Source organism: Enterobacter cloacae complex sp. IR5458 (genome assembly GCF_049238025.1).
Classification (GTDB): domain Bacteria; phylum Pseudomonadota; class Gammaproteobacteria; order Enterobacterales; family Enterobacteriaceae; genus Enterobacter; species Enterobacter kobei.
In genome coordinates this window covers 112,869-136,300 of the sequence record NZ_JBMKIF010000007.1, presented here as the reverse complement: position 1 = coordinate 136,300, position 23,432 = coordinate 112,869, and the positions used below count along the sequence as shown (strand labels likewise).

Genomic DNA, 23,432 nt, shown 5'->3' with positions numbered 1-23,432 from the left:
GTGAACTGAGAGTGTAGAGCATTCAGTTTACGGCCGCTTAACAGAAGGGGGCAGGAACAAAATTTACAGATTTTTCAGCATTCTCACTTCGCAGTCGACGTGGCCCGTGCAGCCCAGCGGCGCATCGATATGCTCAAAGCCAAGATGTTCATACAGGCCGATGGCCTCTTTGAGGAAGGCGGTTGTTTCGAGGTAACAGCGCGTAAAACCCTGAGTACGAGCATGATCAAGGGCGAGCTGCGCCAGTTTTTTTGCCAGCCCTTGTCCGCGAGCGGACGGCAGGAAATACATTTTCTGTAGCTCACAGATGTCCGGCTCGCTGCAGCTCAGCGGCGCAACGCCGCCACCGCCTACTACCTGGCCGTTCTGCTCTATGACCCAATAGGCGTGGCCCGGTTGGCTGTAGAGCTGAAAAAGCTCGTCAAGATTGGGGTCAGCAACGGTATAGCCTTTATCCGCTGTCAGCCCATACTCCGCAGAAACGGTGCGGATAACGGTGGCAATAGCCGGATTGTCCTGCTCAGTGATCCGACGCATCGTCGTCGCGACGGGGGTAATCACGCTCATAGTATTACTCATGACAAAAATTGACACACAACTGCTGTTAATAGCACCGCAGAAAAGGGAGTGCAAGCGAGGAGTTTTCAGGAAGGGTACCCCTTACGCCCTGAAGCGTAAGGGGTAAAAGCATTACAGGGCAGCAATAACCGCCTGCTGCTCAATCAGCTTGGTCTTCGCATCCGCGAAGGCAACCAGACGTTCACGCTCTTTGGCAATGACCGCCTCCGGCGCACGGGCGACAAAGCCTTCGTTCGCCAGTTTGCTTTCGATTTTGCCAATTTCTACGTCGACTTTCGCCACTTCTTTCGCCAGACGCGCCAGCTCAGCATCTTTGTCGATCAGACCTGCCATCGGGATCAGCAGCTCGGCGCCGTCGATGATTTTGGTCACGGAAACCGGACCTTTGTCATCTGCAGGCAGCACGGTGATGCTTTCCAGACGCGCCATCGTTTTCAGGAAGGTGCTGTTCTCGTTCACGCGACGCACGGCAGCCTCGCTGCAGCCGCGCAGCAGCAGTTCCAGCGGCTTGCTCGGGGCGATGTTCATTTCTGCACGAACGTTACGCACGGCAACAATCGCCTGCTTCAGCCATTCGGTATCGGCAGCAGCGGCTTCATCAACGCGCGCAGCATCGAATTCCGGGAACGGCTGCAGCATGATGGTATCGGCATTGATACCTGCAATCACTTTCACGCGCTGCCAGATGGTTTCGGTAATGAATGGAATGACCGGATGCGCCAGGCGCAGCAGACCTTCCAGAACGGTAATCAGCGTGTTGCGCGTGCCGCGCAGCTCCGCTTCAGAACCGCCGTTCATCACCGGCTTCGCCAGCTCCAGGTACCAGTCGCAGAACTGGTTCCAGGTGAATTCATACAGAATGCCCGCTGCGATATCGAAGCGGTAGCTGTCCAGCGCCTCACGGAACGCTTTCACGGTCTGGTTGAATTCCGCCAGGATCCAGCGGTCCGCCAGGGACAGGGTCATCTCGCCGCCGTTGAAGCCGCAATCCTGATCTTCGGTGTTCATCAGCACGAAGCGGCTGGCATTCCACAGCTTGTTACAGAAGTTACGGTAACCTTCCAGACGCTTCATGTCCCAGTTGATGTCGCGGCCGGTCGAGGCCAGCGCCGCCAGGGTGAAGCGCAGGGCGTCGGTACCGTGAGACTCAATCCCGTTCGGGAACTGCTTCTCGGTGCGCTTGCGGATTTTCTCTGCCAGCTGCGGCTGCATCATGTTGCCGGTACGTTTTTCCAGCAGATCTTCCAGCGAAATACCGTCAACCATATCCAGTGGGTCGATAACGTTACCCTTGGATTTGGACATCTTCTGGCCTTCATCATCACGGATCAGACCGGTCATGTAGACGGTATGGAACGGAACCTGAGGCTTGCCGTCTTCGTCTTTGATGAAGTGCATGGTCATCATGATCATGCGCGCAATCCAGAAGAAGATGATGTCGAAACCGGACACCATCACGCTGGTTGGGTGGAACTGACGCAGCGCGTCGGTGTTCTCAGGCCAGCCAAGGGTGGAGAAGGTCCACAGCGCGGAAGAGAACCAGGTATCCAGTACGTCTTCGTCCTGACGCAGCGCAACGTCAGCGCTCAGGTTGTTTTCCTGACGCACTTCGTCTTCGCTGCGGCCAACGTAGACGTTGCCTTCGTTGTCATACCACGCCGGGATGCGGTGACCCCACCACAGCTGACGGGAGATACACCAGTCCTGAATATCACGCATCCAGGAGAAGTACATGTTTTCGTACTGCTTCGGCACAAACTGGATGCTGCCGTTTTCAACCGCTTCCACCGCCGGTTTCGCCAGCACATCGGCACGGACGTACCACTGGTCGGTCAGCATTGGCTCGATAACTACGCCACCGCGATCGCCGTACGGCACGGTCAGGTCGTGAGGTTTAATCTCTTCCAGCAGGCCGAGTGCGTCAACGGCAGCCACAATCGCTTTACGCGCGGCAAAACGTTCCAGTTTCTGGAATTCAGCCGGGATCTCGCTTGAGTAAACGTCAGATTCGTTGCCTTTGGTGTCGTACACTTCTGCGCTTTCACGGATATCACCGTCGAAGGTCAGAATGTTGATCATTGGCAGGGCGTGACGACGACCCACTTCATAGTCGTTGAAGTCGTGCGCCGGAGTGATTTTCACGCAGCCAGTGCCTTTTTCCATGTCGGCGTGTTCGTCGCCCACAATCGGAATACGGCGGTTTACCAGCGGCAGCACCACAAATTTGCCGATCAGATCTTTATAACGCGGATCTTCCGGGTTAACGGCCACGCCAGTATCGCCCAGCAGGGTTTCCGGACGGGTGGTGGCAACGACCAGATAATCTTTACCGTCTGCGGTTTTTGCGCCGTCGGCCAGCGGATAGCGGATGTGCCACATGGAGCCTTTCGACTCGCGGTTTTCCACTTCCAGGTCAGAGATGGCAGTACGCAGTTTCGGATCCCAGTTCACCAGGCGCTTGCCACGGTAAATCAGGTCTTCTTTGTACAGACGGACGAAAACTTCTTTCACGGCATTGGACAGGCCTTCATCCATGGTGAAGCGCTCGCGCTCCCAGTCCACGGAGTTGCCGAGGCGGCGCATCTGACGGGTAATGGTGCCGCCGGATTCCGCTTTCCACTGCCAGATTTTGTCGATGAAGGCGTCGCGACCGTAGTCGTGGCGGGTTTTTCCTTCTTCAGCGGCAATTTTACGCTCAACCACCATCTGGGTCGCGATACCCGCGTGGTCAGTCCCCGCCTGCCACAGGGTGTTTTTACCCTGCATGCGCTGGTAGCGGATCATGGTGTCCATGATGGTCTGCTGGAAAGCATGTCCCATATGCAAACTGCCGGTGACGTTCGGCGGCGGGATCATGATGCAGAAGGACTCTTTGCTTTCGTCGCCGTTAGGCTTGAAATAGCCCTGCTGTTCCCAGTGCTCGTAAAGCGGCTGTTCGATATCGCGTGGGTTATATGTCTTTTCCATTATTTCCAGGTTGCCGTATTCAGGTTAAAACCAGCCAGGCGGTACGCTTTATAGCGTTCGCGCGCCAGTTGTTTCAAAGATTCTTCGTAAGGGACAAAGTCTACCACTTCTGTGAAAGCGGTGGCAAAATCTGCAAAGTCTGCCCGCAGGCTAATGAGAATATCGCGCGCGCTGCTGTTGCGCTTTTGTGGCCAGGCGATCTCGACCGGGGCGCCACCGCGCGGACCTTCGCCCGACAGGTTATGCGGGACAAAACTCTCCGGTGGGCGGGCCCACAGGGCTTCATCAAGGCGAATCGCCTGCTGTTCATCTTCACAGGCAATCAGAACGCGTTTACCTGCGCGCCAACGTTCTGCGGCAATGTCACACACCAGCTGTTCGACGGCGCTGAGGCCATCCTGATGGGTGTCGTTGTCCAGAAGGTAGAACGTTGCATTCTTCATATATGGGGCTTCTTGTCGTGGATTTAAATGCAAAGCCGGGTGGCGATACGCTTACCCGGCCTACGGTTGAGCGACGTTGTCGGCCGGGTAAGGCGAAGCCGCTACCCGGCGTTTTACATCACTCGTCGCCGTTAAAACCCGCACGATTGAGCAGGAACTGCGACAGCAGCGCCACCGGACGGCCGGTGGCACCTTTGGCTTTACCGGAGCGCCATGCGGTACCCGCGATATCCAGGTGTGCCCAGTTATACTTGCGGGTGAAGCGTGCCAGGAAGCAGCCCGCGGTGATAGCCCCGCCAGGACGACCGCCGATGTTCGCCATATCCGCAAAGTTAGACTCCAGCTGTTCCTGGTACTCGTCCCCCAGCGGCAGACGCCATGCGCGATCGCCAGCCTGTTCAGATGCCCCGATAAGCTCGTGCGCCAGCGGATTGTGGTTCGACATCAGTCCGGTGATGTGGTGGCCCAGTGCAATCACGCAGGCACCCGTCAATGTGGCGACGTCAATTACCGCTTCAGGCTCGAAGCGCTCAACGTAGGTCAGCACGTCGCACAGCACCAGACGGCCTTCGGCATCGGTGTTCAGCACTTCAACGGTCTGGCCTGACATCGTGGTCAGCACGTCACCCGGACGATAGGCGCGTCCGCCAGGCATGTTTTCGCAGCCTGCCAGAACGCCGATCACGTTAATGGGCAGCTGGAGCTCCGCGACCATGCGCATCACGCCGTAAACCGCCGCCGCGCCGCACATGTCGTACTTCATCTCATCCATGCCTTCGGCAGGCTTGATGGAGATGCCGCCGGAGTCGAAGGTCAGGCCTTTACCGACGAGCACGACAGGGCGCGCATCTTCGGACGGGTTGCCCTTGTATTCGATGACCGACATTAAGGATTCGTTCTGCGAGCCGTTGCCGACCGCCAGATAGGAGTGCATCCCCAGCTCTTTCATCTGCTGTTCACCGATGACGCGAGTGATGACGTTTTTGCTGTAGGAGTCTGCCAGCTGGCGCGCCTGAGAGGCCAGATAGGCAGCGTTACAGATGTTCGGCGGCATGTTACCGAGGTCTTTCGCCGCTTTAATACCGGCGGCAATCGCCAGACCATGCTGAATAGCGCGTTCGCCGCTGGTCAGTTCGCGACGGGTTGGCACATTGAAGACCATTTTACGCAGCGGACGACGCGGCTCGCTTTTATTGGTCTTCAGCTGATCGAAGCTGTACAGGCTCTCTTTTGCGGTTTCGACCGCCTGACGGACTTTCCAGTAAGTGTTACGGCCTTTAACGTGCAGCTCGGTCAGGAAGCAGACGGCTTCCATTGAACCGGTATCATTCAGCGTATTAATGGTTTTCTGAATGACCTGCTTATACTGACGCTCGTCCAGCTCGCGCTCTTTGCCGCAGCCAATCAGTAGAATACGCTCTGACAGGACGTTTGGAACATGGTGCAGTAACAGCGTCTGCCCAGGTTTGCCTTCCAGTTCGCCACGGCGCAGCAGGGCGCTGATATAGCCGTCACTGATTTTATCGAGTTGCTCGGCGATCGGGGAGAGTCGGCGTGGTTCAAAGACGCCCACAACGATGCAGGCACTCCGCTGTTTCTCCGGGCTACCGCTTTTTACACTGAACTCCATGCACTACGCTCCTGAATCTTAAAGACAACAGCGGCTGCTACGGATAGAATTGAAACCTTTCGTAACTCATGTCCGCTGTTGTGGTGACTTCGTGTTAATCTTACGTTACTACGGTTTCGACACGTCAGAAAAAGTCCTGAAGCGTGAATCCGCCGGATGTTTTAATCTTAGCGATGATTTCGACGACTCAAGAGAATAAATGACGTTTAAGCCATGAAACAAGCGATTTTCCAGCAAAGAGACGGGTTTTTACGGGCGTATTTAAAGTGATAATCATAAGATATCTGGTGCGGGAGACGCTCAAAAGCCAACTGGCGATCCTCTTCATCCTGCTGCTGATTTTTTTCTGTCAGAAGCTGGTTAAGATCCTCGGTGCGGCCGTTGACGGCGAAATTCCAACGAATCTGGTGCTTTCCCTGCTTGGTTTAGGGATCCCGGAAATGGCGCAGCTGATCCTGCCGCTGAGTCTTTTCCTCGGCCTGCTCATGACGCTCGGCAAGCTGTACACCGAGAGTGAAATCACGGTGATGCATGCCTGTGGCCTGAGCAAAGCCGTACTGGTGAAAGCGGCGATGATACTGGCGCTGTTCACGGGGATCGTGGCGGCAGTGAATGTGATGTGGGCGGGCCCCATGTCTTCTCGTCATCAGGACGAAGTGCTGGCCGAAGCGAAAGCGAACCCCGGCATGGCGGCGTTAGCGCAGGGGCAGTTCCAGCAGGCGACCGACGGTAACTCTGTGCTGTTCATTGAGAGCGTTGACGGCAGTAAATTCAACGATGTATTCCTGGCCCAGCTGCGACCTAAAGGTAACGCGCGTCCATCCGTCGTGGTGGCAGATTCCGGTCAGCTGGCGCAGAGTAAAGATGGTTCGCAGATTGTCACGCTGAATAAAGGCACTCGCTTTGAAGGCACCGCGATGCTGCGCGACTTCCGTATTACGGATTTCCAGAACTATCAGGCTATTATCGGCCATCAGGCGGTGGCGCTCGATCCGACGGATACCGAGCAAATGGATATGCGTACATTGTGGAACACCGACACCGACAGAGCGCGTGCAGAGTTCCACTGGCGTATTACGCTCGTATTCACCGTGTTTATGATGGCACTGATTGTGGTTCCGCTGAGCGTGGTGAACCCGCGTCAGGGGCGCGTGCTCTCTATGCTGCCAGCGATGCTGCTTTACCTGATCTATTTCCTGCTGCAAACCTCTATTCGCTCTAACGGCGCGAAGGGTAAGCTGGATCCTATGGTCTGGACGTGGTTCGTTAACAGCTTGTACATCTTACTGGCGCTGGGATTAAACCTGTGGGATACGGTGCCAGTGCGCCGCATACGTGCCCGATTTTCGCGTAAAGGAGCCATCTAATGCAGGCGTTTGGCGTTCTTGACCGCTATATCGGTAAAACCATTTTTACCACCATCATGATGACGTTGTTCATGCTGGTGTCGCTCTCCGGCATTATCAAATTTGTCGACCAGCTGAAAAAAGCCGGGCAGGGCAGTTATGACGCGCTGGGCGCGGGGATGTACACCCTGCTCAGCGTGCCAAAAGATGTGCAGATCTTCTTCCCAATGGCGGCCCTGCTGGGGGCACTCCTCGGGCTGGGCATGCTGGCACAGCGCAGCGAGCTGGTGGTGATGCAGGCCTCAGGCTTTACCCGTATGCAGGTTGCGCTGTCGGTAATGAAAACCGCTATCCCGCTGGTGCTGTTGACCATGGCGATTGGTGAGTGGGTGGCACCGCAGGGCGAGCAGATGGCGCGTAACTATCGTGCTCAGGCCATGTACGGTGGTTCACTACTCTCGACGCAGCAAGGGCTGTGGGCGAAAGATGGTAAAAACTTCGTCTACATCGAACGGGTAAAAGGCGATGATGAACTGGGCGGCGTGAGCATCTACGCCTTCAATGACCAGCGCCGCCTGGAGTCAGTACGACATGCCTCTTCGGCAAAGTTTGACCCCGAACATAAGCAGTGGCGTTTGTCGCAGGTGGATGAATCTGACCTGACCGATCCAAAACAGATCACCGGTTCGCAGACCGTCAGCGGCACGTGGAAGACCAACCTCACGCCGGATAAACTCGGCGTCGTGGCGCTGGATCCTGATGCGCTCTCTATCAGCGGCTTGCACAACTATGTGAAGTACCTGAAGGCGAGCGGGCAGGATGCCGGACGTTATCAGCTCAACATGTGGAGCAAGATCTTCCAGCCGATGTCCGTGGCGGTAATGATGCTGATGGCGCTGTCGTTTATCTTCGGTCCGCTGCGTAGCGTACCGATGGGCGTGCGCGTGGTGACGGGGATCAGCTTCGGTTTTGTCTTCTACGTTCTCGATCAGATCTTCGGACCGCTGACGCTGGTGTACGGTATCCCGCCGATTATTGGCGCGCTGCTGCCGAGTGCCAGTTTCTTCCTGATCAGCCTCTGGCTGCTTTTGAAACGCTCCTGACAGACCTCTCCTCGCTTCCGGTTGACCGGGAGCGAGGCTAATCTCCTGTTTCACCCCGCACTTTTTCTCACAACCTTCAACGCCCTGCCCCGAATTTGAGTATTATTGAGCGATAAAGTCGTGAAGGGATCCTCTATGAAGCAAATTCGAATGCTTGCCCAGTATTACGTCGACCTGATGATGAAGCTTGGGCTGGTGCGTTTCTCCATGCTGCTGGCGCTGGCGCTGGTCGTTCTGGCCATTGTCGTGCAAATGGCCGTCACCATGGTTCTGCATGGCCAGGTTGAGAGTATCGACGTCATCCGCTCTATCTTCTTTGGCTTGCTTATTACTCCCTGGGCCGTCTATTTCCTTTCCGTCGTGGTTGAACAGCTTGAGGAGTCTCGTCAGCGCTTGTCAAAACTGGTGGATAAACTGGAGGAGATGCGCGAGCGCGATCTGAAACTCAACGTTCAGCTTAAAGACAACATTGCGCAGCTGAATCAGGAAATTTCAGATCGTGAGAAGGCGGAGGCGGAGCGTCAGGCCACGCTGGAACAGCTGAAAGTTGAAATGAAAGAGCGCGAGGTGACGCAGATCCAGCTTGAGCAGCAATCCTCTTTCCTGCGTTCGTTCCTGGATGCTTCGCCGGATCTGGTGTTCTACCGCAACGAAGATAAAGAGTTTTCCGGCTGTAACCGGGCGATGGAACTCCTGACCGGAAAAAGCGAGAAGCAGTTGATTCACCTGAAGCCGCAGGACGTTTACTCTGAGGAGGCGGCCGCCAAGGTCATGGAAACGGACGAAAAAGTGTTCCGCCATAACGTCTCGCTGACCTACGAGCAGTGGCTGGATTATCCGGATGGCCGCAAAGCCTGCTTTGAGATCCGTAAAGTGCCCTATTATGACCGCGTAGGGAAACGCCACGGCCTGATGGGCTTCGGCCGCGATATCACCGAGCGTAAGCGCTATCAGGATGCCCTGGAGCGCGCCAGCCGCGATAAAACTACCTTTATCTCCACCATTAGCCACGAACTGCGTACGCCGCTCAATGGCATTGTGGGGCTGAGCCGTATTTTGCTGGATACCGATCTCACTGCAGAGCAGGAAAAGTACCTGAAAACAATTCATGTCTCGGCGGTTACGCTGGGTAATATCTTCAACGATATTATCGATATGGATAAGATGGAACGCCGTAAGGTTCAGCTTGATAACCAGCCGATTGATTTCACCAGTTTCCTTGCCGATCTGGAAAATCTGTCTGGTCTTCAGGCGCAGCAGAAAGGGCTGAGGTTCGTCATGGAGCCCACCCTGCCGCTGCCGCATAAAGTGGTTACCGACGGTACGCGGTTGCGCCAGATCCTGTGGAACCTGATCAGCAACGCGGTGAAATTTACCCAGAAAGGGCAGGTGGCGGTGCGTATCCGCTATGACGCAGGCGACATGCTGCACTTCGAGGTGGAGGACTCCGGGATCGGTATTCCACAGGAAGAGCAGGACAAAATTTTCGCGATGTACTACCAGGTGAAGGACAGCAACGGCGGAAAACCTGCCACCGGGACCGGTATTGGCCTTGCGGTGTCTAAACGGCTGGCGAAGAGCATGGGCGGTGATATTACCGTTGCCAGCCAGCCGGGCAAAGGATCAACCTTTACGCTGACGGTGCATGCGCCAGCTGTGGCGGAAGAAGTTGAGGATACCTTTGAAAACGACGATATGCCGCTGCCAGCCCTGCACGTCCTGCTGGTGGAAGATATTGAGCTGAACGTCATTGTGGCGCGCTCTGTGCTGGAAAAACTGGGCAACAGCGTGGATGTGGCAATGACCGGTAAAGCCGCGCTGGAGATGTTTACACCGGGCGAATATGACCTCGTTCTGCTGGATATCCAGTTGCCGGATATGACCGGGCTGGATATCTCGCGTGAACTGACGCGTCAGTACGCGGCTGACGAACTGCCGCCGCTGGTGGCGCTAACGGCAAACGTACTGAAAGACAAAAAAGAGTATCTCGACGCCGGTATGGACGATGTACTCAGCAAGCCGCTGGCGGTGCCTGCTCTGACCGCCATGATCAAGAAGTTCTGGGATACCCGTGATGAAGAGGAGAGCACCATGACGTCTGTTGATAGCGCAAAAGCCCAAACGATACTCGATACCGCGATGCTGGAGCAATACATTGACCTGGTCGGCCCGAAACTGATTACCGACGGTCTGGCTGTGTTTGAAAAAATGATGCCGGGCTATCTGAGCGTGCTGGAGTCAAACCTGACGGCGCGGGACCAGAAGGGCATCGTGGAAGAAGGGCATAAAATCAAAGGGGCCGCCGGCTCGGTCGGGTTACGCCACCTGCAGCAGCTGGGCCAACAGATTCAGTCGCCTGATTTACCCGCCTGGGAAGATAACGTGGGTGATTGGGTTGAAGAGATGAAACAAGAGTGGCAGAACGATGTGGCGGTGCTTAAAGCCTGGGTGGACGCCAGAAAAAAATGACCCCGGTTTAACCGGGGTGCGCGAATACTGCGCCAACACCAGGGAAATCGTGGCTGCGCCTGTTTTTAAACGTTATTTTCGAATGGGCGCCGCCTGAAAAATTTAGGCCGCACGCAGATAAGATAGCAAATCTTAAATGGTTTGTTACATGAATCAGTGAAATGTGTGAAGCATAGCGTTTTAATCAAAATTATTAATGTGCTTCAGCAAGTTGCAAAGAAGGATCGTCAAGATGAAAAAAATGGGTGTCGTCCTGAGCGGATGCGGTGTTTATGATGGCTCAGAGATACATGAAGCCGTAATTACCCTACTGGCCCTGGCAAAACAGGGCGCAGAGGTGATGTGTTTTGCGCCAGATAAAAATCAGGCGGATGTCATTAACCATCTGACCGGCGAGCCAATGGCCGAAACCCGTAATGTGTTGATTGAAGCCGCGCGTATTGCCCGGGGAGAAATTCGTCCGCTGGCCCAGGCAAATGCTGCTGAACTGGATGCGCTCATTGTGCCGGGTGGCTTCGGTGCCGCGAAAAATCTCAGCACTTTTGCTGCTGAAGGCGCGGCTTGCAAGGTGGACGCGGATTTAAAAGCGCTGGCGCAGGCGATGCATGCGGCGGGTAAGCCGCTGGGCTTTATCTGCATTGCACCGGCCATGCTGCCAAACATTTTTGATTTCCCGTTACGGCTGACAATCGGGACCGATATCGATACTGCTGAGGTCATCGAGGAGATGGGTGGCGAACACGTTCCGTGCCCGGTCGATGACATTGTCGTGGATGAAGAGAACAAAATCGTCACCACGCCCGCGTACATGCTGGCGCAGAATATCGCGCAAGCGGCTGAGGGTATTGAAAAACTGGTAGCCCGGGTACTGGTGCTGACGGAATGAGCCGACAGTCTTCCGCAGGAAAATGGGTGAAATACCTTCTTTTGCGCATCCTACTCGTGCTGGCGGTGTTCTGGGGAGGCGGACTGGCCGTGTTCAGCATTTTGCCAGTACCGTTTTCAGCCGTTATGGTTGAGCGTCAGCTCAGCGCGTGGTTCTCCGGTGATTTTGGCTATGTCGCGCATTCTGACTGGGTGAGTACGGACGAGATCTCACCGTGGATGGGGCTGGCAGTCATCGCGGCGGAAGATCAGAAGTTCCCGGAGCACTGGGGGTTCGATGTGGCCGCGATTGAAAAGGCGCTTGCCCATAACGAACGCCATGAAAATCGCGTGCGCGGTGCGTCTACCCTGTCGCAACAGACGGCAAAAAATCTGTTCCTGTGGGATGGCCGAAGCTGGGTGCGAAAAGGGCTGGAAGCGGGGCTGACCCTGGGAATGGAAACAGTCTGGAGCAAAAAGCGCATTCTGACTGTCTATCTCAATATTGCCGAGTTTGGGGAGGGGGTATTTGGTGTCGAAGCTGCATCACAACGCTATTTTAATAAACCTGCCAGCAGGCTAAGCATGTCGGAGGCCGCGCTGTTAGCCGCTGTACTGCCTAATCCTCTTCGCTTTAAGGCCAGTGCCCCATCAGGCTATGTGCGAAGCCGTCAGGCGTGGATCATGCGTCAGATGCGACAGCTGGGTGGAGAGGGGTTTATGCAGCGTAATCATCTGATGTAGGGCGGGTAAGCGCAGCGCCACCCGCCAGAATGGCAGACCTAATCTTCGTCAAACCCGGCATTAAACAGCGCAATCACCGCCGCCAGCGCTTCCTCTTCCTGAGGGCCGGTGGCTTCGACCTCAATCTGGCGCCCTTTGGCAGAATCCAGCATCAGCAGGGCGATAACGCTGTTCGCTTCCGCTTCGGTGCCTTCATCATTGCGCAACAGAACTTCTGCATCAAAACCCTGCATCAGCTCAAACAGTTTCATCGCCGGGCGTGCATGCATTCCCAGCTTGTTGGTGATCTCAACGGTTTGTTTTACGGTCATGTTTTACGTTTTTCCAGCGTGCGATGACGGGACTGAACGTTCTTGCCGCGCGAGCGGAAATAGTCGGCCAGCTGTTCGGCAATGTAGACCGAACGATGTTTACCGCCGGTACAGCCAATCGCCACCGTCAGGTAGCTACGATTGTTTGTCTCCAGCATAGGTAACCATAGCTCAAGGTAGCTTCGCGTCTGGTAGATAAAATTGTGAACTTCTGTGTGCCTGTCGAGGAACGCCGCAACGGGTTTATCCAGGCCGGTCATAGGACGCAGTTTAGGATCCCAGTGCGGGTTCGGCAGGAAGCGCACGTCGAAAACATAGTCCGCATCAATCGGAATACCGTGCTTAAAGCCAAAGGATTCGAACACCATCGTCAGTTCGCGCTCGCGTTTGCCCAGCAGGCGGGTACGCAACATTTCCGCCAGTTCATGAACGGACATCTCTGAGGTATCGACAATCAGGTCGGCACGTGAACGCAGCGGTTCCAGCAGATCGCTCTCTTCGTCGATGGCGCTTTCCAGCGAGAGATTTTTACTGGAAAGCGGGTGCAAACGCCGGGTATCGCTGTAGCGGCGGATCAGGGTATTGCGATCGGCATCGAGAAACAGCAGCTGAGGCGAGAACGCGTCAGGCAGGTTACTCATTGCCTGCTCGAAGATTTCAGGTGACTCGGGCATGTTACGAACGTCGATACTGACGGCAGCAGAGGTTTGTCTCTGCGCCAGGGTACGCGCCAGATCGGGCAATAACACCACCGGCAGGTTATCTACGCAGTAAAAACCCATGTCTTCCAGCGCGCGCAGGGCAACGGATTTCCCCGACCCTGAACGACCGCTGACAATCATCAGCACCATGTTCCGTTTCTCCTCAGGACAACAGATGTGAAGGCCATCTCCTGGTTACGCGTCATCCTGATTGCCTTCTGCTTCAGTGATAATCTGATAAAGCTCTTCATCACTTTGGGCTGAGCGCAGTCGACGGCAGATGGTTTTATCGGCCAGACGTTTAGCGACCAGCGAAAGCGTGTGTAGATGGGTTTTGGTCTGGTCGGCAGGAACCAGCAGCGCGAAGAGGAGATCGACGGGCTGATTATCAATGGCATCAAAGGCAATTGGCGTTTCCAGTTGCACAAACACACCGACGGCACGCAGGGTGTCCTCTTCCAGTTTGCCGTGCGGGATCGCGATGCCGTTGCCGATACCGGTACTGCCCATCTTTTCACGGGTCAGGATCGCTTCGAACACCACCTGCGGCGGCAGGCCCAGCTGTTTTGCAGCCAGTTCACTGATGATCTCCAGCGCACGTTTTTTGCTCTGGCAGTGAACGGCACTGCGGGTACATTCCTGGTTAAGGACATTGCTCAGTTGAAGAGCGGAATCGTTGTTCATCATAATTTCACCTAAGCGCTAACTGTACAAATGGCCTGTTGTTTTTCACAACAGGCCGTCCTGCACCCGTTAACTGCCCGGACAATTAGTGTTGTTTCAGTTTATCTTTATGTTTATTGAGCTGTCGCGCAAGCTTATCAATCAAGCCGTCGATAGCAGCGTACATGTCTTGCCCTTCCGCACTGGCATGGAGTTCACCCCCGTTTACATGCAGGGTCGCATCCGAGATATGAGTCACTTTCTCCACTTTCAACACAACGTAGACCTGGTTGATCCTTTCGAAATACTGCTCGAGTTTCGCGAACTTAGCGTTCACAAAATCACGTAAGGCCTCAGTAATCTCGACATTGTGTCCTGTGATATTGAGCTGCATAGTGTCTTCCTTATCGGTTGTGTCACACCAGTTGTTTACGCTGGTTTGACGGCGGAATGGATAAAGACTCTCGATACTTCGCAACAGTACGACGTGCCACCATAATACCCTGATCGGACAGCATGGTGGTTAACTTACTGTCACTCAGTGGCTTCGCGGGGTTCTCCGCGGCGATCAACTTCTTCACCAGTGCGCGAATCGCCGTTGACGACGCTTCGCCGCCGCCCTCGGTACTCACGTGGCTGGAGAAGAAATACTTAAGCTCAAAAATACCGCGCGGACTGTGCAGATACTTCTGCGTGGTGACGCGGGAAATGGTTGATTCATGCATCTCGACGGCCTGAGCGATATCCGCCAGTACCATCGGTTTCATATATTCTTCGCCCTGCTCAAAGAATGCCTGCTGCTGTTCGACGATACAGCGGCTCACGCGAAGCAGGGTATCATTTCGGCTCTCCAGACTCTTGATCAACCATCGCGCTTCCTGAAGGTTGCTACGAATATATTGATTATCGGCGTCGTTGCGCGCGCTGGTGCACATGGAGGCGTACTGCTGGTTGATTTGCAGGCGAGGGATGCTGTCAGAGTTCAGTTCAACGACCCAGCGGTCGTTATGTTTTCTGACCAGCACGTCCGGGATCACGTACTCGGGTTCACTCGTCTGGATCGACTGACCAGGCCGCGGATCGAGGGACTGAATCAGATTCACCGCCTCTTTCAGCACCTCTTCTTTGAGGCGCGTAACGCGCATCAGGCTACGAAAGTCGTGGTTAGCGAGAAGATCCAGATGATCGCTGATGATTAAGCGTGCTTCGTCGAGCCATGGCGTCTCTTTGCTGAACTGAGAAAGCTGGATCAGCAGGCAGTCGCGCAGATCTTTCGCTGCCACGCCTACGGGATCGAAACGCTGAATACGTTTCAGAACGGCTTCAATCTCTTCCAGCTCAATCTCTTCATCGCCCATGCTCTCCAGAATGTCGTCCAGCGTGACGGTCAGATAGCCGGTGTCATCAACGGCGTCGACAATGGAGGTGGCAATGGCACGATCGGTATCGGAGAACGGGGTCAGCTCCACCTGCCACATCAGGTAATCCTGCAGCGACTGGGTGGTTTCGCCCTGATAAACCGGTAGCTCATCGTCCTGGTAGTCTGCACGCGTACCGGAAGGGGTGCCGGCGGTATAAATTTCATCCCAGCTGGCATCCAGAGGAAGCTCGTCCGGCATCTCTTTTTGTTCGAGCGCATCTGCGGTGTCGAGCGATTCTGTATCCTGGGACTGCTGTGTATCTACCTCATCATGAAGATCGGCTTGCTCCAGCAGGGGATTGCTGTCCAGCGCTTGCTGGAGCTCCTGCTGGAGTTCTAAGGTGGACAGTTGCAACAGACGAATTGCCTGCTGTAACTGCGGCGTCATCGCCAGTTGTTGGCTGAGCCTTAATTGCAAACCTTGCTTCATGTTCAGAGCATTTTTCTCCGGTTCGGCGTTACGTTACCTCTACCCTATCAGAGTCTGAAGTCTTCCCCAAGATAGACGCGCTTAACATGATCGTTTTCGAGGATCTGCTGCGGCGTACCGTGGGCGATCAGATTGCCCTGGCTCACAATGTACGCGCGCTCACAGACGGCAAGCGTTTCACGCACGTTGTGGTCGGTGATCAGCACGCCAAGCCCGCTGTCACGCAGATGCTCAATGATACGTTTAATGTCGATGACGGAGATTGGGTCAACACCGGCAAACGGTTCATCCAGAAGGATAAATTTCGGGTTTGCAGCCAGCGCGCGCGCAATCTCAACACGACGGCGTTCACCGCCGGACAATGCCTGACCCATGCTGTCGCGCAGGTGCTCGATGTGAAACTCTTCCATCAGCTCGTTGGCGCGATCCTGACGCTGTTCGCTGGTCAGGTCGTCACGAATTTGCAGAACCGCCATCAGGTTATCAAAGACGCTCAGACGGCGGAAAATAGAGGCTTCTTGCGGCAGATAGCCGATGCCACGGCGCGCGCGCGCGTGCTGTGGCAGCAGGCTGATGTCTTCATCATCGATGATGATGTTGCCGGCATCACGCGGGACAATGCCAACCACCATGTAGAAGGTGGTGGTTTTACCCGCACCGTTAGGGCCAAGCAGGCCCACAATTTCGCCGGAGTTGACGGTCAGACTGACATCTTCTACGACACGGCGGCCCTTATAGGCCTTCGCGAGATTTTTTGCAGTTAATGTTGCCATAACGAATTAGTTACTCTTCTTCTGTGCAGGGGCCTGACCCTTGCCTTTATCCTGCAGCTGAGACGGAACCAGCACGGTGGTTACGCGTTTGCCTTTCTCGCTGGAGGCCTGCATTTTTTGCTCTTTCACCAGATAGGTGATCTTGTCGCCGGTAATGTTGCTGTCCAGCTGTTCCAGATACGCGTTTCCGGTCAGGATAACCAGGTCTTTCGCCAGCTCATAGTGCATATGCGAGGCGCGGCCTTTCACCGGCTTGCCGTTGTCCTGCATCTGGTAGAAGGTGGCCGGGTTGCCGTAACCATCAATGATCTCTTTGCCCTGCTCGCCACCCGGACGGGTAACGACCACTTTATCGGCGTTAATTTTGATGGTGCCCTGCGTCATCACGACGTTACCCGTGAAGGTGACGACGTTACCCTGCATATCGAGGGACTGAGTGTCAGACTCGATGTGGATCGGCTGGTCGGTATCGCCCGTTACAGCAAGCGCGGGGAGACTGGCCGCCAGCATCGCGCTGGCGATAATTACTTTAAGGCTGAGTTTGTTTGTTTTGAATTTCATAGGAGGTTCTAACCTTTTCAATCAGCTCGGCGTTCTTGCTGCGTAAGTTCCCGCGCATTCTTAAACCGCTGGAATTAAATGTTGTGCCATACAGTGTGACCAGATCCTGCGAGGTCACGTCCTGGGTTACCAGGTTGATCTGGGCATTATCGGTCGTAATTTTCCGCAGTTGCGAGTCAGCGGTCAGGGCGTTGACTTCAACGTGGCCATACAGATAAAGCATACGGTCATTTGTCAGTTTGGCCCGATCTGACTTAATTGACCACGTCGGCACTTTGTCTTTATCGAATGTGGTCATGACGGGTTGGGTAAACCACGAAACGCCCTCATCGGAAAAATATTCCACATGCTGGGCAACCAGGCGATAGTTAAGCGCACCTTCCGGGCTATAGACCACGGTGTCGCTGTGATCGCTTTTGTAGGTTGGATCGTTATTGTTGATCACTTCCTTTTGCGTATCGTCGCGATCGGCCAGGTTCACGCCAATCAATACCAGTGCGACAAGCGAAAGCAGAATGATAACCCAACGTCTGGTTTTACTCATATTGATTGCCCTTTGGCCTCATCAAGCTTGCCCTGCGCCAGCAGAAGCAGGTCGCAGACTTCACGTACGGCACCACGGCCACCGTTGATGTGGGTAACGTAGTCAGCGCGTGGGAGCAGCAACGGGTGAGCGTCAGCAACCGCAATGCTGAGACCGACTTCAGCCATCACTGGCCAGTCAATCAAATCGTCCCCGACATAGGCCACGTTTTCCGGCGCGATCGCCAGTTTACCCAGTAAATCGTTGAACGCTGCCATCTTATCGGATTGCCCCTGATACAGATGGGTAATCCCTAAGGTTTCACAGCGGTCTTCTACCAGTTTAGCTTTCCGCCCGGTGATGATAGCCACCTCGATACCCGAGGTGAGCGCGCAGCGAATTCCGTAGCCATCGCGGACGTTAAACGCTTTCAGCTCTTCGCCATGATTGCCCATGTAAATCAGGCCATCGGAGAGTACGCCATCGACATCAAGGATGAGCAGACGAATATTTTCCGCCTTTGCCATCATCTGGGTACTAACCGGTCCATAACAGGTTGCAAGGGATGCACCCGCATTACTCATTGTCTTATCCTTCATTACACTACGCCTGCGCGCAGCAGATCATGCATATGTACCACACCCAGCAACTGGTCGCCATCGGCAACCATAACGGAGGTGATATGGCGGGACTGCATCAGGTTCAGCACATCCACGGCCAGCGTACCCGGACGCACGCGAATCCCGCCGGGCGTCATGACATCGGCAATGCCAAGTGTACGGACATCTACACCCATGTCGAACACGCGACGCAGGTCGCCATCGGTGAAGATCCCCTGAATTTTCATCAGGTCGTCACACACGACCGTCATGCCCAGATTCTTGCGGGTGATTTCCAGCAGCGCATCACGCAGGGAGGCCTCTTTACTGACGTGAGGGATCTCATCCCCTGTGTGCATAATGTCGTTTACCCGAAGCAGCAGCTTGCGTCCCAGCGCGCCACCCGGGTGGGAAAGCGCGAAGTCCTCCGGCGTAAAACCACGCGCTTCCAGCAACGCAACGGCAAGTGCATCGCCCATGACCAGGGCCGCGGTGGTACTGGACGTTGGCGCCAGACCGAGAGGACAGGCTTCTTTGGGTACTTTTACGCACAGGTGAATATCGGCTGCACGCGCCATGCTGCTTTCCGGGCGGCTGGTCATGCAAATCAGCGGCACCTGCAGGCGCTTCAGTACCGGGATTAGCGCCAGGATTTCATTGGATTCACCGGAGTTGGACAGCGCGATGACAACATCCTGCGGCGTGACCATCCCCAGGTCGCCGTGTGCGGCTTCTCCCGGGTGGACAAAGAAGGAGGAGGTTCCGGTGCTGGCAAACGTTGCCGCCATTTTGCGGCCAATATGACCGGATTTGCCCATCCCCATCACCACGACTTTACCGGCACAGTAAAACATCTTCTCACAGGCCAGACTAAAATCCTGATTAATGTACTGATCTAACTGCGCCAGACCTTCACGTTCAATCTCCAGAACGTCTTTGCCTGCTTTCTGAAAGTCAAAACCCGGCTGCAATTCTATTTGCGACATAATGCGTTTCCGTTTACCCAGAGAGAAGAGGCGAGAGCCAGTACAGCATCGCCATCCATACGATAAATCCACCTGTCAGCAGCGCACCTGCGCCTTTGCCGATCTGTCGTTGCCGCCGCCAGCAGAGCAGGGCGAATATCACGCTGACCAGCAACATCACTCCGTAATCGCGAGAGAATGCCAGAGGGTTGAAGGGCCCTGGCGTAATCAGGGCCGGCAGACCCATCACAATCGCGATATTAAATATGTTGGAACCGATGATATTACCAATGGCAATGTCATCTTCCCCTTTACGTGCCCCCGCAATGGCGGTGGCCAGCTCCGGCAGGCTGGTGCCGATAGCAATCACCGTCAGGCCAATCGTCAGTTCACTCATGGCGTAAAAGTTCGCCAGCACCGTCGCGTTATCCACGACCATGCGCGTTGCCATCGGCATAATAATCAGCGCGACGCCAAGCCAGAGCAGAGCGACCGGTAGCGTACCTTCGCGCGGGAGTTCGGCGACCTGCTCACGCGTGAGGCTGTCATGACCCAGCTTCTCAGCCTGGCGGGCGATTTTAACACTATACAGCAGCCAAATGACGGCCAGCGCCAGCAGGAAAATGCCGTCGCTGTAGCTCAGTACGCCATCATAAAATACGCAGCCTGCCAGCAGACTTACGATTAACATTAGCGGCAATTCCCGGCGCAGAACATCAGAATGCACGCGAAATGGATGGAGCAGCGCCGCCAGGCCCAGGATCAGTAAGATGTTGACGATGTTAGAGCCAATCGCGGTGCCAATTGCAAGGTCTAACTGACCGTGCAACGATGCCGAGACAGAGACGATGATTTCAGGAAGCGACGTGCCAACACTGACAACGGTCATCCCGATGACAACCGGCGGTACGCCCGTCAGGCGACACAGGATTGATGCAGCAAACACTAAACGGTCAGCACTGTAGACCACCAAAAGTAAACCAATTATTAACAGTGCTGTTGCTAAAAGCATCAAAAGTCCTTTCTTCAGGTATACTTGTCGGTCCATCGCGCGGGAATGGCTGGACTGCATACGGTCTGAGGCGTAACGAATTCCTAATTTTGACTTTATGCGCCGGAAAAGTAAAACAAATGCCAGCTTTCGCTAACCTCAATGGCTAATATTCTGTAAAAATGCTGAGTTTAGGGCTGATTCAGGCTGCACGCTTAAACGTGAGCAGGGTAAGAAAGGAACCATAAATGAGCCAAACGATGGCGAATTTAGTCGATGTCCGCGGTGTGAGTTTCTCGCGTAGTAATCGATTGATATTCGATGATATTTCGTTGACCGTACCGCGTGGCAAAATTACCGCCATCATGGGGCCGTCCGGGATCGGTAAAACGACCCTTCTGCGCCTTATTGGTGGGCAGATACCACCTGACAGCGGTGAAATCCTCTTCGATGGCGAAAACATCCCGGAGATGTCGCGCTCGCGCCTGTATACTGTCCGCAAACGTATGAGTATGCTCTTTCAGTCGGGGGCGCTGTTCACCGACATGAACGTCTTTGATAACGTGGCTTATCCGCTGCGAGAACATACCAGCCTGCCGCCTGAACTGCTGAAAAGCACGGTGATGATGAAGCTTGAAGCTGTCGGTCTGCGGGGGGCTGCCAAACTGATGCCTTCAGAACTGTCTGGCGGGATGGCGCGACGTGCCGCACTGGCGCGAGCCATTGCATTAGAACCCGATTTAATCATGTTCGACGAACCGTTTGTCGGACAGGATCCCATCACGATGGGCGTGCTGGTGAAGCTTATCTCTGAACTGAACAGCGCGCTCGGCGTAACCTGTATTGTGGTGTCTCACGATGTACCGGAAGTGTTGAGCATTGCCGATTACGCCTATATCGTGGCGGACAAAAAGATCGTCGCACACGGCAGCGCCCAGGCGCTTCAGGAAAATTGCGATCCGCGCGTGCGGCAATTCCTCGATGGTATTGCTGACGGACCCGTACCGTTCCGCTACCCGGCGGGCGATTATCGTGACGATTTACTGGGATTAGGGAGTTAAGCCACTCATGCTGTTAAATGCGTTGGCCGCCCTTGGACACCGTGGCATAAAAACCATCAGGACGTTCGGGCGTGCCGGATTAATGTTATTCAACGCGCTGGTTGGCAAGCCGGAGTTTCGCAAGCAAGCGCCTCTGCTGGTGCGGCAGCTTTATAATGTCGGTGTGCTGTCGATGCTCATCATCATTGTCTCCGGCCTGTTTATCGGTATGGTGCTGGGGCTGCAGGGCTACCTCGTTCTGACCACCTACAGTGCGGAAACCAGCCTCGGGATGCTGGTGGCGCTCTCACTGCTGCGTGAACTGGGGCCGGTTGTGGCGGCGCTGCTGTTCGCCGGTCGTGCAGGATCAGCACTCACGGCAGAAATTGGCCTGATGCGCGCCACCGAGCAACTCTCCAGCATGGAGATGATGGCGGTCGACCCGCTGCGTCGGGTCATCTCTCCGCGTTTCTGGGCGGGGGTGATCTCGTTACCGCTACTGACTATTCTGTTTGTCGCCGTGGGGATCTGGGGTGGTTCGCTGGTGGGGGTCCACTGGAAAGGCATTGATGCCGGTTTCTTCTGGTCCGCCATGCAGGATGCCATCGATCTGCGAATGGATCTGGTTAACTGCCTGATTAAAAGCGTGGTATTTGCCATTACGGTCACCTGGATCGCCTTGTTCAATGGTTATGATGCCATTCCGACGTCGGCGGGCATTAGCCGTGCAACTACACGTACTGTCGTACATTCGTCGCTGGCCGTACTGGGTCTGGATTTTGTGCTCACCGCACTGATGTTTGGGAATTGAGTTCATGCAAACGAGAAAAAATGAAATTTGGGTCGGCGTGTTTCTGCTGCTGGCGCTGCTGGCCGCACTGTTTATCTGTCTGCGAGCGGCGGATATCACCTCAGTGCGCACCGAGCCGACGTACCGTGTCTATGCCACCTTCGATAATATCGGCGGCCTGAAAGCGCGCTCACCGGTGCGTATTGGTGGCGTTGTTATTGGGCGTGTATCAGACATAACGCTTGATGAGAAAACGTATCTGCCGCGCGTTGCGATGGATATCGAAGAGCGTTACAACCACATTCCGGACACCAGCTCCCTGTCAATCCGTACTTCCGGCCTGCTGGGAGAGCAATACCTGGCGCTCAACGTTGGCTTTGAAGACCCTGAGCTTGGAACGACTATCCTTAAAGACGGTAGCGTTATCCAGGATACGAAGTCCGCGATGGTGCTGGAAGATATGATTGGTCAGTTCCTTTACAACAGTAAAGGGGATGATAAAAAGTCTGACGATGCCCCTGCGCAGAGTGAAGACCATACCAACGCTGCGCCGACCCCAGGTGCGACGAATTAATTCAGGAGAAGTCATTCATGTTTAAACGACTGTTAATGGTTGCCATGCTGGTCATTGCTCCCCTGACTGCGGCTCATGCTGCGGATCAAAGCAACCCGTACAAACTGATGGACGAAGCTGCGAAGAAAACCTTCGACCGTCTCAAAAACGAACAGCCAAAAATTCGCGCGAATCCTGATTATCTGCGTGACGTGGTAGACCAGGAACTGCTGCCCTATGTGCAGATCAAATATGCTGGTGCGCTGGTGCTGGGACGTTATTACAAAGATGCGACGCCTGCGCAGCGTGAAGCCTACTTTGCTGCGTTCCGTGAATACCTGAAACAGGCGTATGGTCAGGCGCTGGCGATGTACCACGGCCAGACCTATCAGATTGCTCCCGAGCAGCCGCTGGGTGATGCCACCATTGTGCCTATCCGCGTGACGATCAACGATCCTAACGGCCGTCCACCGGTGCGCCTGGATTTCCAGTGGCGTAAAAACAGCCAGACCGGGCACTGGCAGGCCTATGACATGATTGCCGAAGGGGTAAGCATGATCACCACCAAACAGAACGAGTGGAGTGACCTGCTGCGCACCAAAGGTATTGATGGCCTGACCGCGCAACTGCAGTCTATTGCGCGTCAGAAAATTACTCTGGACGAGAAAAAGTAATGTCGCAGCAACTCAGCTGGTCGCGTGAAGGTGAGACGTTAAAGCTATCCGGTGAACTTGATCAGGACCTGCTGAACCCACTGTGGGATAAACGCCACGACGCGATGCAGGGCGTGACGGTCATCGACTTAACCGACGTCACGCGGGTGGATACGGCAGGTGTTGCGCTGCTCGCCCATCTGGTCGCTGTGGGGAAAAAGCAGGGGACAAGCGTCAGGGTTCATGGCGCGAGCGATAATGTCGTTACCCTTGCCCAACTCTACAATTTGCCTCCGGACGTCCTGCCTCGTTAA

At 54.9% G+C, this 23,432-nt stretch carries 25 protein-coding genes; 10 read left to right on the top strand and 15 right to left on the bottom strand.

Annotated features, from left to right (window positions below):
• Window positions 1-63: 63 nt before the first annotated feature.
• The 4 genes from ACOTYN_RS08145 to pepA form a co-directional block, all read right to left on the bottom strand.
• Window positions 64-567, bottom strand: a complete 504-nt coding sequence (locus tag ACOTYN_RS08145; protein WP_023331404.1) for a GNAT family N-acetyltransferase — start codon at window positions 565-567, stop codon at window positions 64-66.
• A 123-nt stretch (window positions 568-690) separates the two neighbouring features.
• Window positions 691-3,546, bottom strand: a complete 2,856-nt coding sequence (locus ACOTYN_RS08140) for a valine--tRNA ligase (RefSeq protein WP_014885405.1) — start codon at window positions 3,544-3,546, stop codon at window positions 691-693.
• Window positions 3,546-3,989 (bottom strand): DNA polymerase III subunit chi, encoded by a 444-nt coding sequence (gene holC / locus ACOTYN_RS08135; RefSeq protein WP_014885404.1) that lies wholly within the window; start codon window positions 3,987-3,989, stop codon window positions 3,546-3,548. Before holC ends, ACOTYN_RS08140 begins: the two co-directional genes overlap by 1 nt.
• 118 nt (window positions 3,990-4,107) lie before the next feature.
• Window positions 4,108-5,619: a leucyl aminopeptidase gene (gene pepA, locus ACOTYN_RS08130; protein WP_014885403.1), complete on the bottom strand. Its 1,512-nt coding sequence runs from the start codon at window positions 5,617-5,619 to the stop codon at window positions 4,108-4,110.
• A gap of 266 nt (window positions 5,620-5,885) precedes the next feature.
• Here pepA and lptF point away from each other — a divergent pair, with 266 nt between their 5' ends.
• The 5 genes from lptF to mtgA all read left to right on the top strand — a co-directional run bounded on the left by lptF (window position 5,886) and on the right by mtgA (window position 12,145).
• Window positions 5,886-6,986, top strand: coding sequence for an LPS export ABC transporter permease LptF (gene lptF, locus ACOTYN_RS08125; RefSeq protein WP_014885402.1), 1,101 nt, complete (start codon window positions 5,886-5,888; stop codon window positions 6,984-6,986).
• A complete protein-coding gene (gene lptG, locus ACOTYN_RS08120; RefSeq protein ID WP_014885401.1) occupies window positions 6,986-8,068 on the top strand; it encodes an LPS export ABC transporter permease LptG in 1,083 nt (360 codons plus the stop codon). Before lptF ends, lptG begins: the two co-directional genes overlap by 1 nt.
• Before the next feature lie 135 nt (window positions 8,069-8,203).
• Window positions 8,204-10,537 carry an aerobic respiration two-component sensor histidine kinase ArcB gene (arcB, locus tag ACOTYN_RS08115; RefSeq protein ID WP_014885400.1) on the top strand — a complete coding sequence of 778 codons (2,334 nt, stop codon included), beginning with the start codon at window positions 8,204-8,206 and terminating at the stop codon, window positions 10,535-10,537.
• A gap of 232 nt (window positions 10,538-10,769) precedes the next feature.
• Window positions 10,770-11,423, top strand: coding sequence for an isoprenoid biosynthesis glyoxalase ElbB (gene elbB, locus ACOTYN_RS08110; RefSeq protein ID WP_014885399.1), 654 nt, complete (start codon window positions 10,770-10,772; stop codon window positions 11,421-11,423).
• Entirely contained in the window at window positions 11,420-12,145 is a 726-nt protein-coding gene (mtgA, locus tag ACOTYN_RS08105) for a monofunctional biosynthetic peptidoglycan transglycosylase (RefSeq protein WP_071922858.1), read from the top strand. The genes elbB and mtgA overlap by 4 nt, the downstream gene beginning before the upstream one ends.
• A 38-nt stretch (window positions 12,146-12,183) precedes the next feature.
• Here the strand turns inward: mtgA and npr are convergent, their stop codons facing one another.
• The 11 genes from npr to ACOTYN_RS08050 form a co-directional block, all read right to left on the bottom strand.
• The gene (gene npr / locus ACOTYN_RS08100; protein WP_003861872.1) at window positions 12,184-12,456 is read right to left on the bottom strand and encodes a PTS phosphocarrier protein NPr; all 273 of its coding nucleotides are present in this window, start codon (window positions 12,454-12,456) and stop codon (window positions 12,184-12,186) included.
• Entirely contained in the window at window positions 12,453-13,307 is an 855-nt protein-coding gene (rapZ, locus tag ACOTYN_RS08095; protein ID WP_071922859.1) for an RNase adapter RapZ, read from the bottom strand. The genes npr and rapZ overlap by 4 nt, the downstream gene beginning before the upstream one ends.
• A 45-nt stretch (window positions 13,308-13,352) precedes the next feature.
• Window positions 13,353-13,844, bottom strand: a complete 492-nt coding sequence (ptsN, locus tag ACOTYN_RS08090) for a PTS IIA-like nitrogen regulatory protein PtsN (protein WP_008501443.1) — start codon at window positions 13,842-13,844, stop codon at window positions 13,353-13,355.
• A gap of 82 nt (window positions 13,845-13,926) precedes the next feature.
• The gene (gene hpf, locus ACOTYN_RS08085) at window positions 13,927-14,214 is read right to left on the bottom strand and encodes a ribosome hibernation promoting factor (RefSeq protein WP_014171818.1); all 288 of its coding nucleotides are present in this window, start codon (window positions 14,212-14,214) and stop codon (window positions 13,927-13,929) included.
• Window positions 14,215-14,236: 22 nt separating this feature from the next.
• Entirely contained in the window at window positions 14,237-15,670 is a 1,434-nt protein-coding gene (gene rpoN, locus ACOTYN_RS08080) for an RNA polymerase factor sigma-54 (protein ID WP_014885396.1), read from the bottom strand.
• A 47-nt stretch (window positions 15,671-15,717) separates the two neighbouring features.
• Window positions 15,718-16,443, bottom strand: a complete 726-nt coding sequence (lptB, locus tag ACOTYN_RS08075; RefSeq protein ID WP_332957653.1) for an LPS export ABC transporter ATP-binding protein — start codon at window positions 16,441-16,443, stop codon at window positions 15,718-15,720.
• Between the two features lie 6 nt (window positions 16,444-16,449).
• Complete coding sequence (gene lptA, locus ACOTYN_RS08070; protein ID WP_023331402.1) at window positions 16,450-17,004, bottom strand: lipopolysaccharide ABC transporter substrate-binding protein LptA; 555 nt, start codon at window positions 17,002-17,004, stop codon at window positions 16,450-16,452.
• Window positions 16,973-17,548, bottom strand: coding sequence for an LPS export ABC transporter periplasmic protein LptC (lptC, locus tag ACOTYN_RS08065; RefSeq protein WP_014885393.1), 576 nt, complete (start codon window positions 17,546-17,548; stop codon window positions 16,973-16,975). The genes lptA and lptC overlap by 32 nt, the downstream gene beginning before the upstream one ends.
• A complete protein-coding gene (gene kdsC, locus ACOTYN_RS08060) occupies window positions 17,545-18,111 on the bottom strand; it encodes a 3-deoxy-manno-octulosonate-8-phosphatase KdsC (protein ID WP_023331400.1) in 567 nt (188 codons plus the stop codon). The genes lptC and kdsC overlap by 4 nt, the downstream gene beginning before the upstream one ends.
• Before the next feature lie 14 nt (window positions 18,112-18,125).
• Complete coding sequence (gene kdsD / locus ACOTYN_RS08055; protein WP_014885391.1) at window positions 18,126-19,112, bottom strand: arabinose-5-phosphate isomerase KdsD; 987 nt, start codon at window positions 19,110-19,112, stop codon at window positions 18,126-18,128.
• Between the two features lie 13 nt (window positions 19,113-19,125).
• On the bottom strand, window positions 19,126-20,103 hold the full coding sequence (locus ACOTYN_RS08050) for a calcium/sodium antiporter (protein ID WP_045134767.1): 978 nt from the start codon (window positions 20,101-20,103) through the stop codon (window positions 19,126-19,128).
• Window positions 20,104-20,330: 227 nt separating this feature from the next.
• On the opposite strand from ACOTYN_RS08050, the gene mlaF reads away from it, so the two are divergent.
• Genes mlaF through mlaB form a run of 5 tightly spaced genes read left to right on the top strand, consistent with a single transcriptional unit; the run spans window position 20,331 to window position 23,432 of the window.
• On the top strand, window positions 20,331-21,143 hold the full coding sequence (mlaF, locus tag ACOTYN_RS08045; RefSeq protein WP_014885389.1) for a phospholipid ABC transporter ATP-binding protein MlaF: 813 nt from the start codon (window positions 20,331-20,333) through the stop codon (window positions 21,141-21,143).
• Between the two features lie 7 nt (window positions 21,144-21,150).
• Window positions 21,151-21,933, top strand: coding sequence for a lipid asymmetry maintenance ABC transporter permease subunit MlaE (gene mlaE, locus ACOTYN_RS08040; protein WP_332957655.1), 783 nt, complete (start codon window positions 21,151-21,153; stop codon window positions 21,931-21,933).
• Between the two features lie 4 nt (window positions 21,934-21,937).
• A complete protein-coding gene (gene mlaD / locus ACOTYN_RS08035; RefSeq protein ID WP_014885388.1) occupies window positions 21,938-22,486 on the top strand; it encodes an outer membrane lipid asymmetry maintenance protein MlaD in 549 nt (182 codons plus the stop codon).
• Between the two features lie 17 nt (window positions 22,487-22,503).
• Window positions 22,504-23,139: a phospholipid-binding protein MlaC gene (mlaC, locus tag ACOTYN_RS08030; protein WP_014885387.1), complete on the top strand. Its 636-nt coding sequence runs from the start codon at window positions 22,504-22,506 to the stop codon at window positions 23,137-23,139.
• The gene (gene mlaB / locus ACOTYN_RS08025) at window positions 23,139-23,432 is read left to right on the top strand and encodes a lipid asymmetry maintenance protein MlaB (protein WP_071922861.1); all 294 of its coding nucleotides are present in this window, start codon (window positions 23,139-23,141) and stop codon (window positions 23,430-23,432) included. Before mlaC ends, mlaB begins: the two co-directional genes overlap by 1 nt.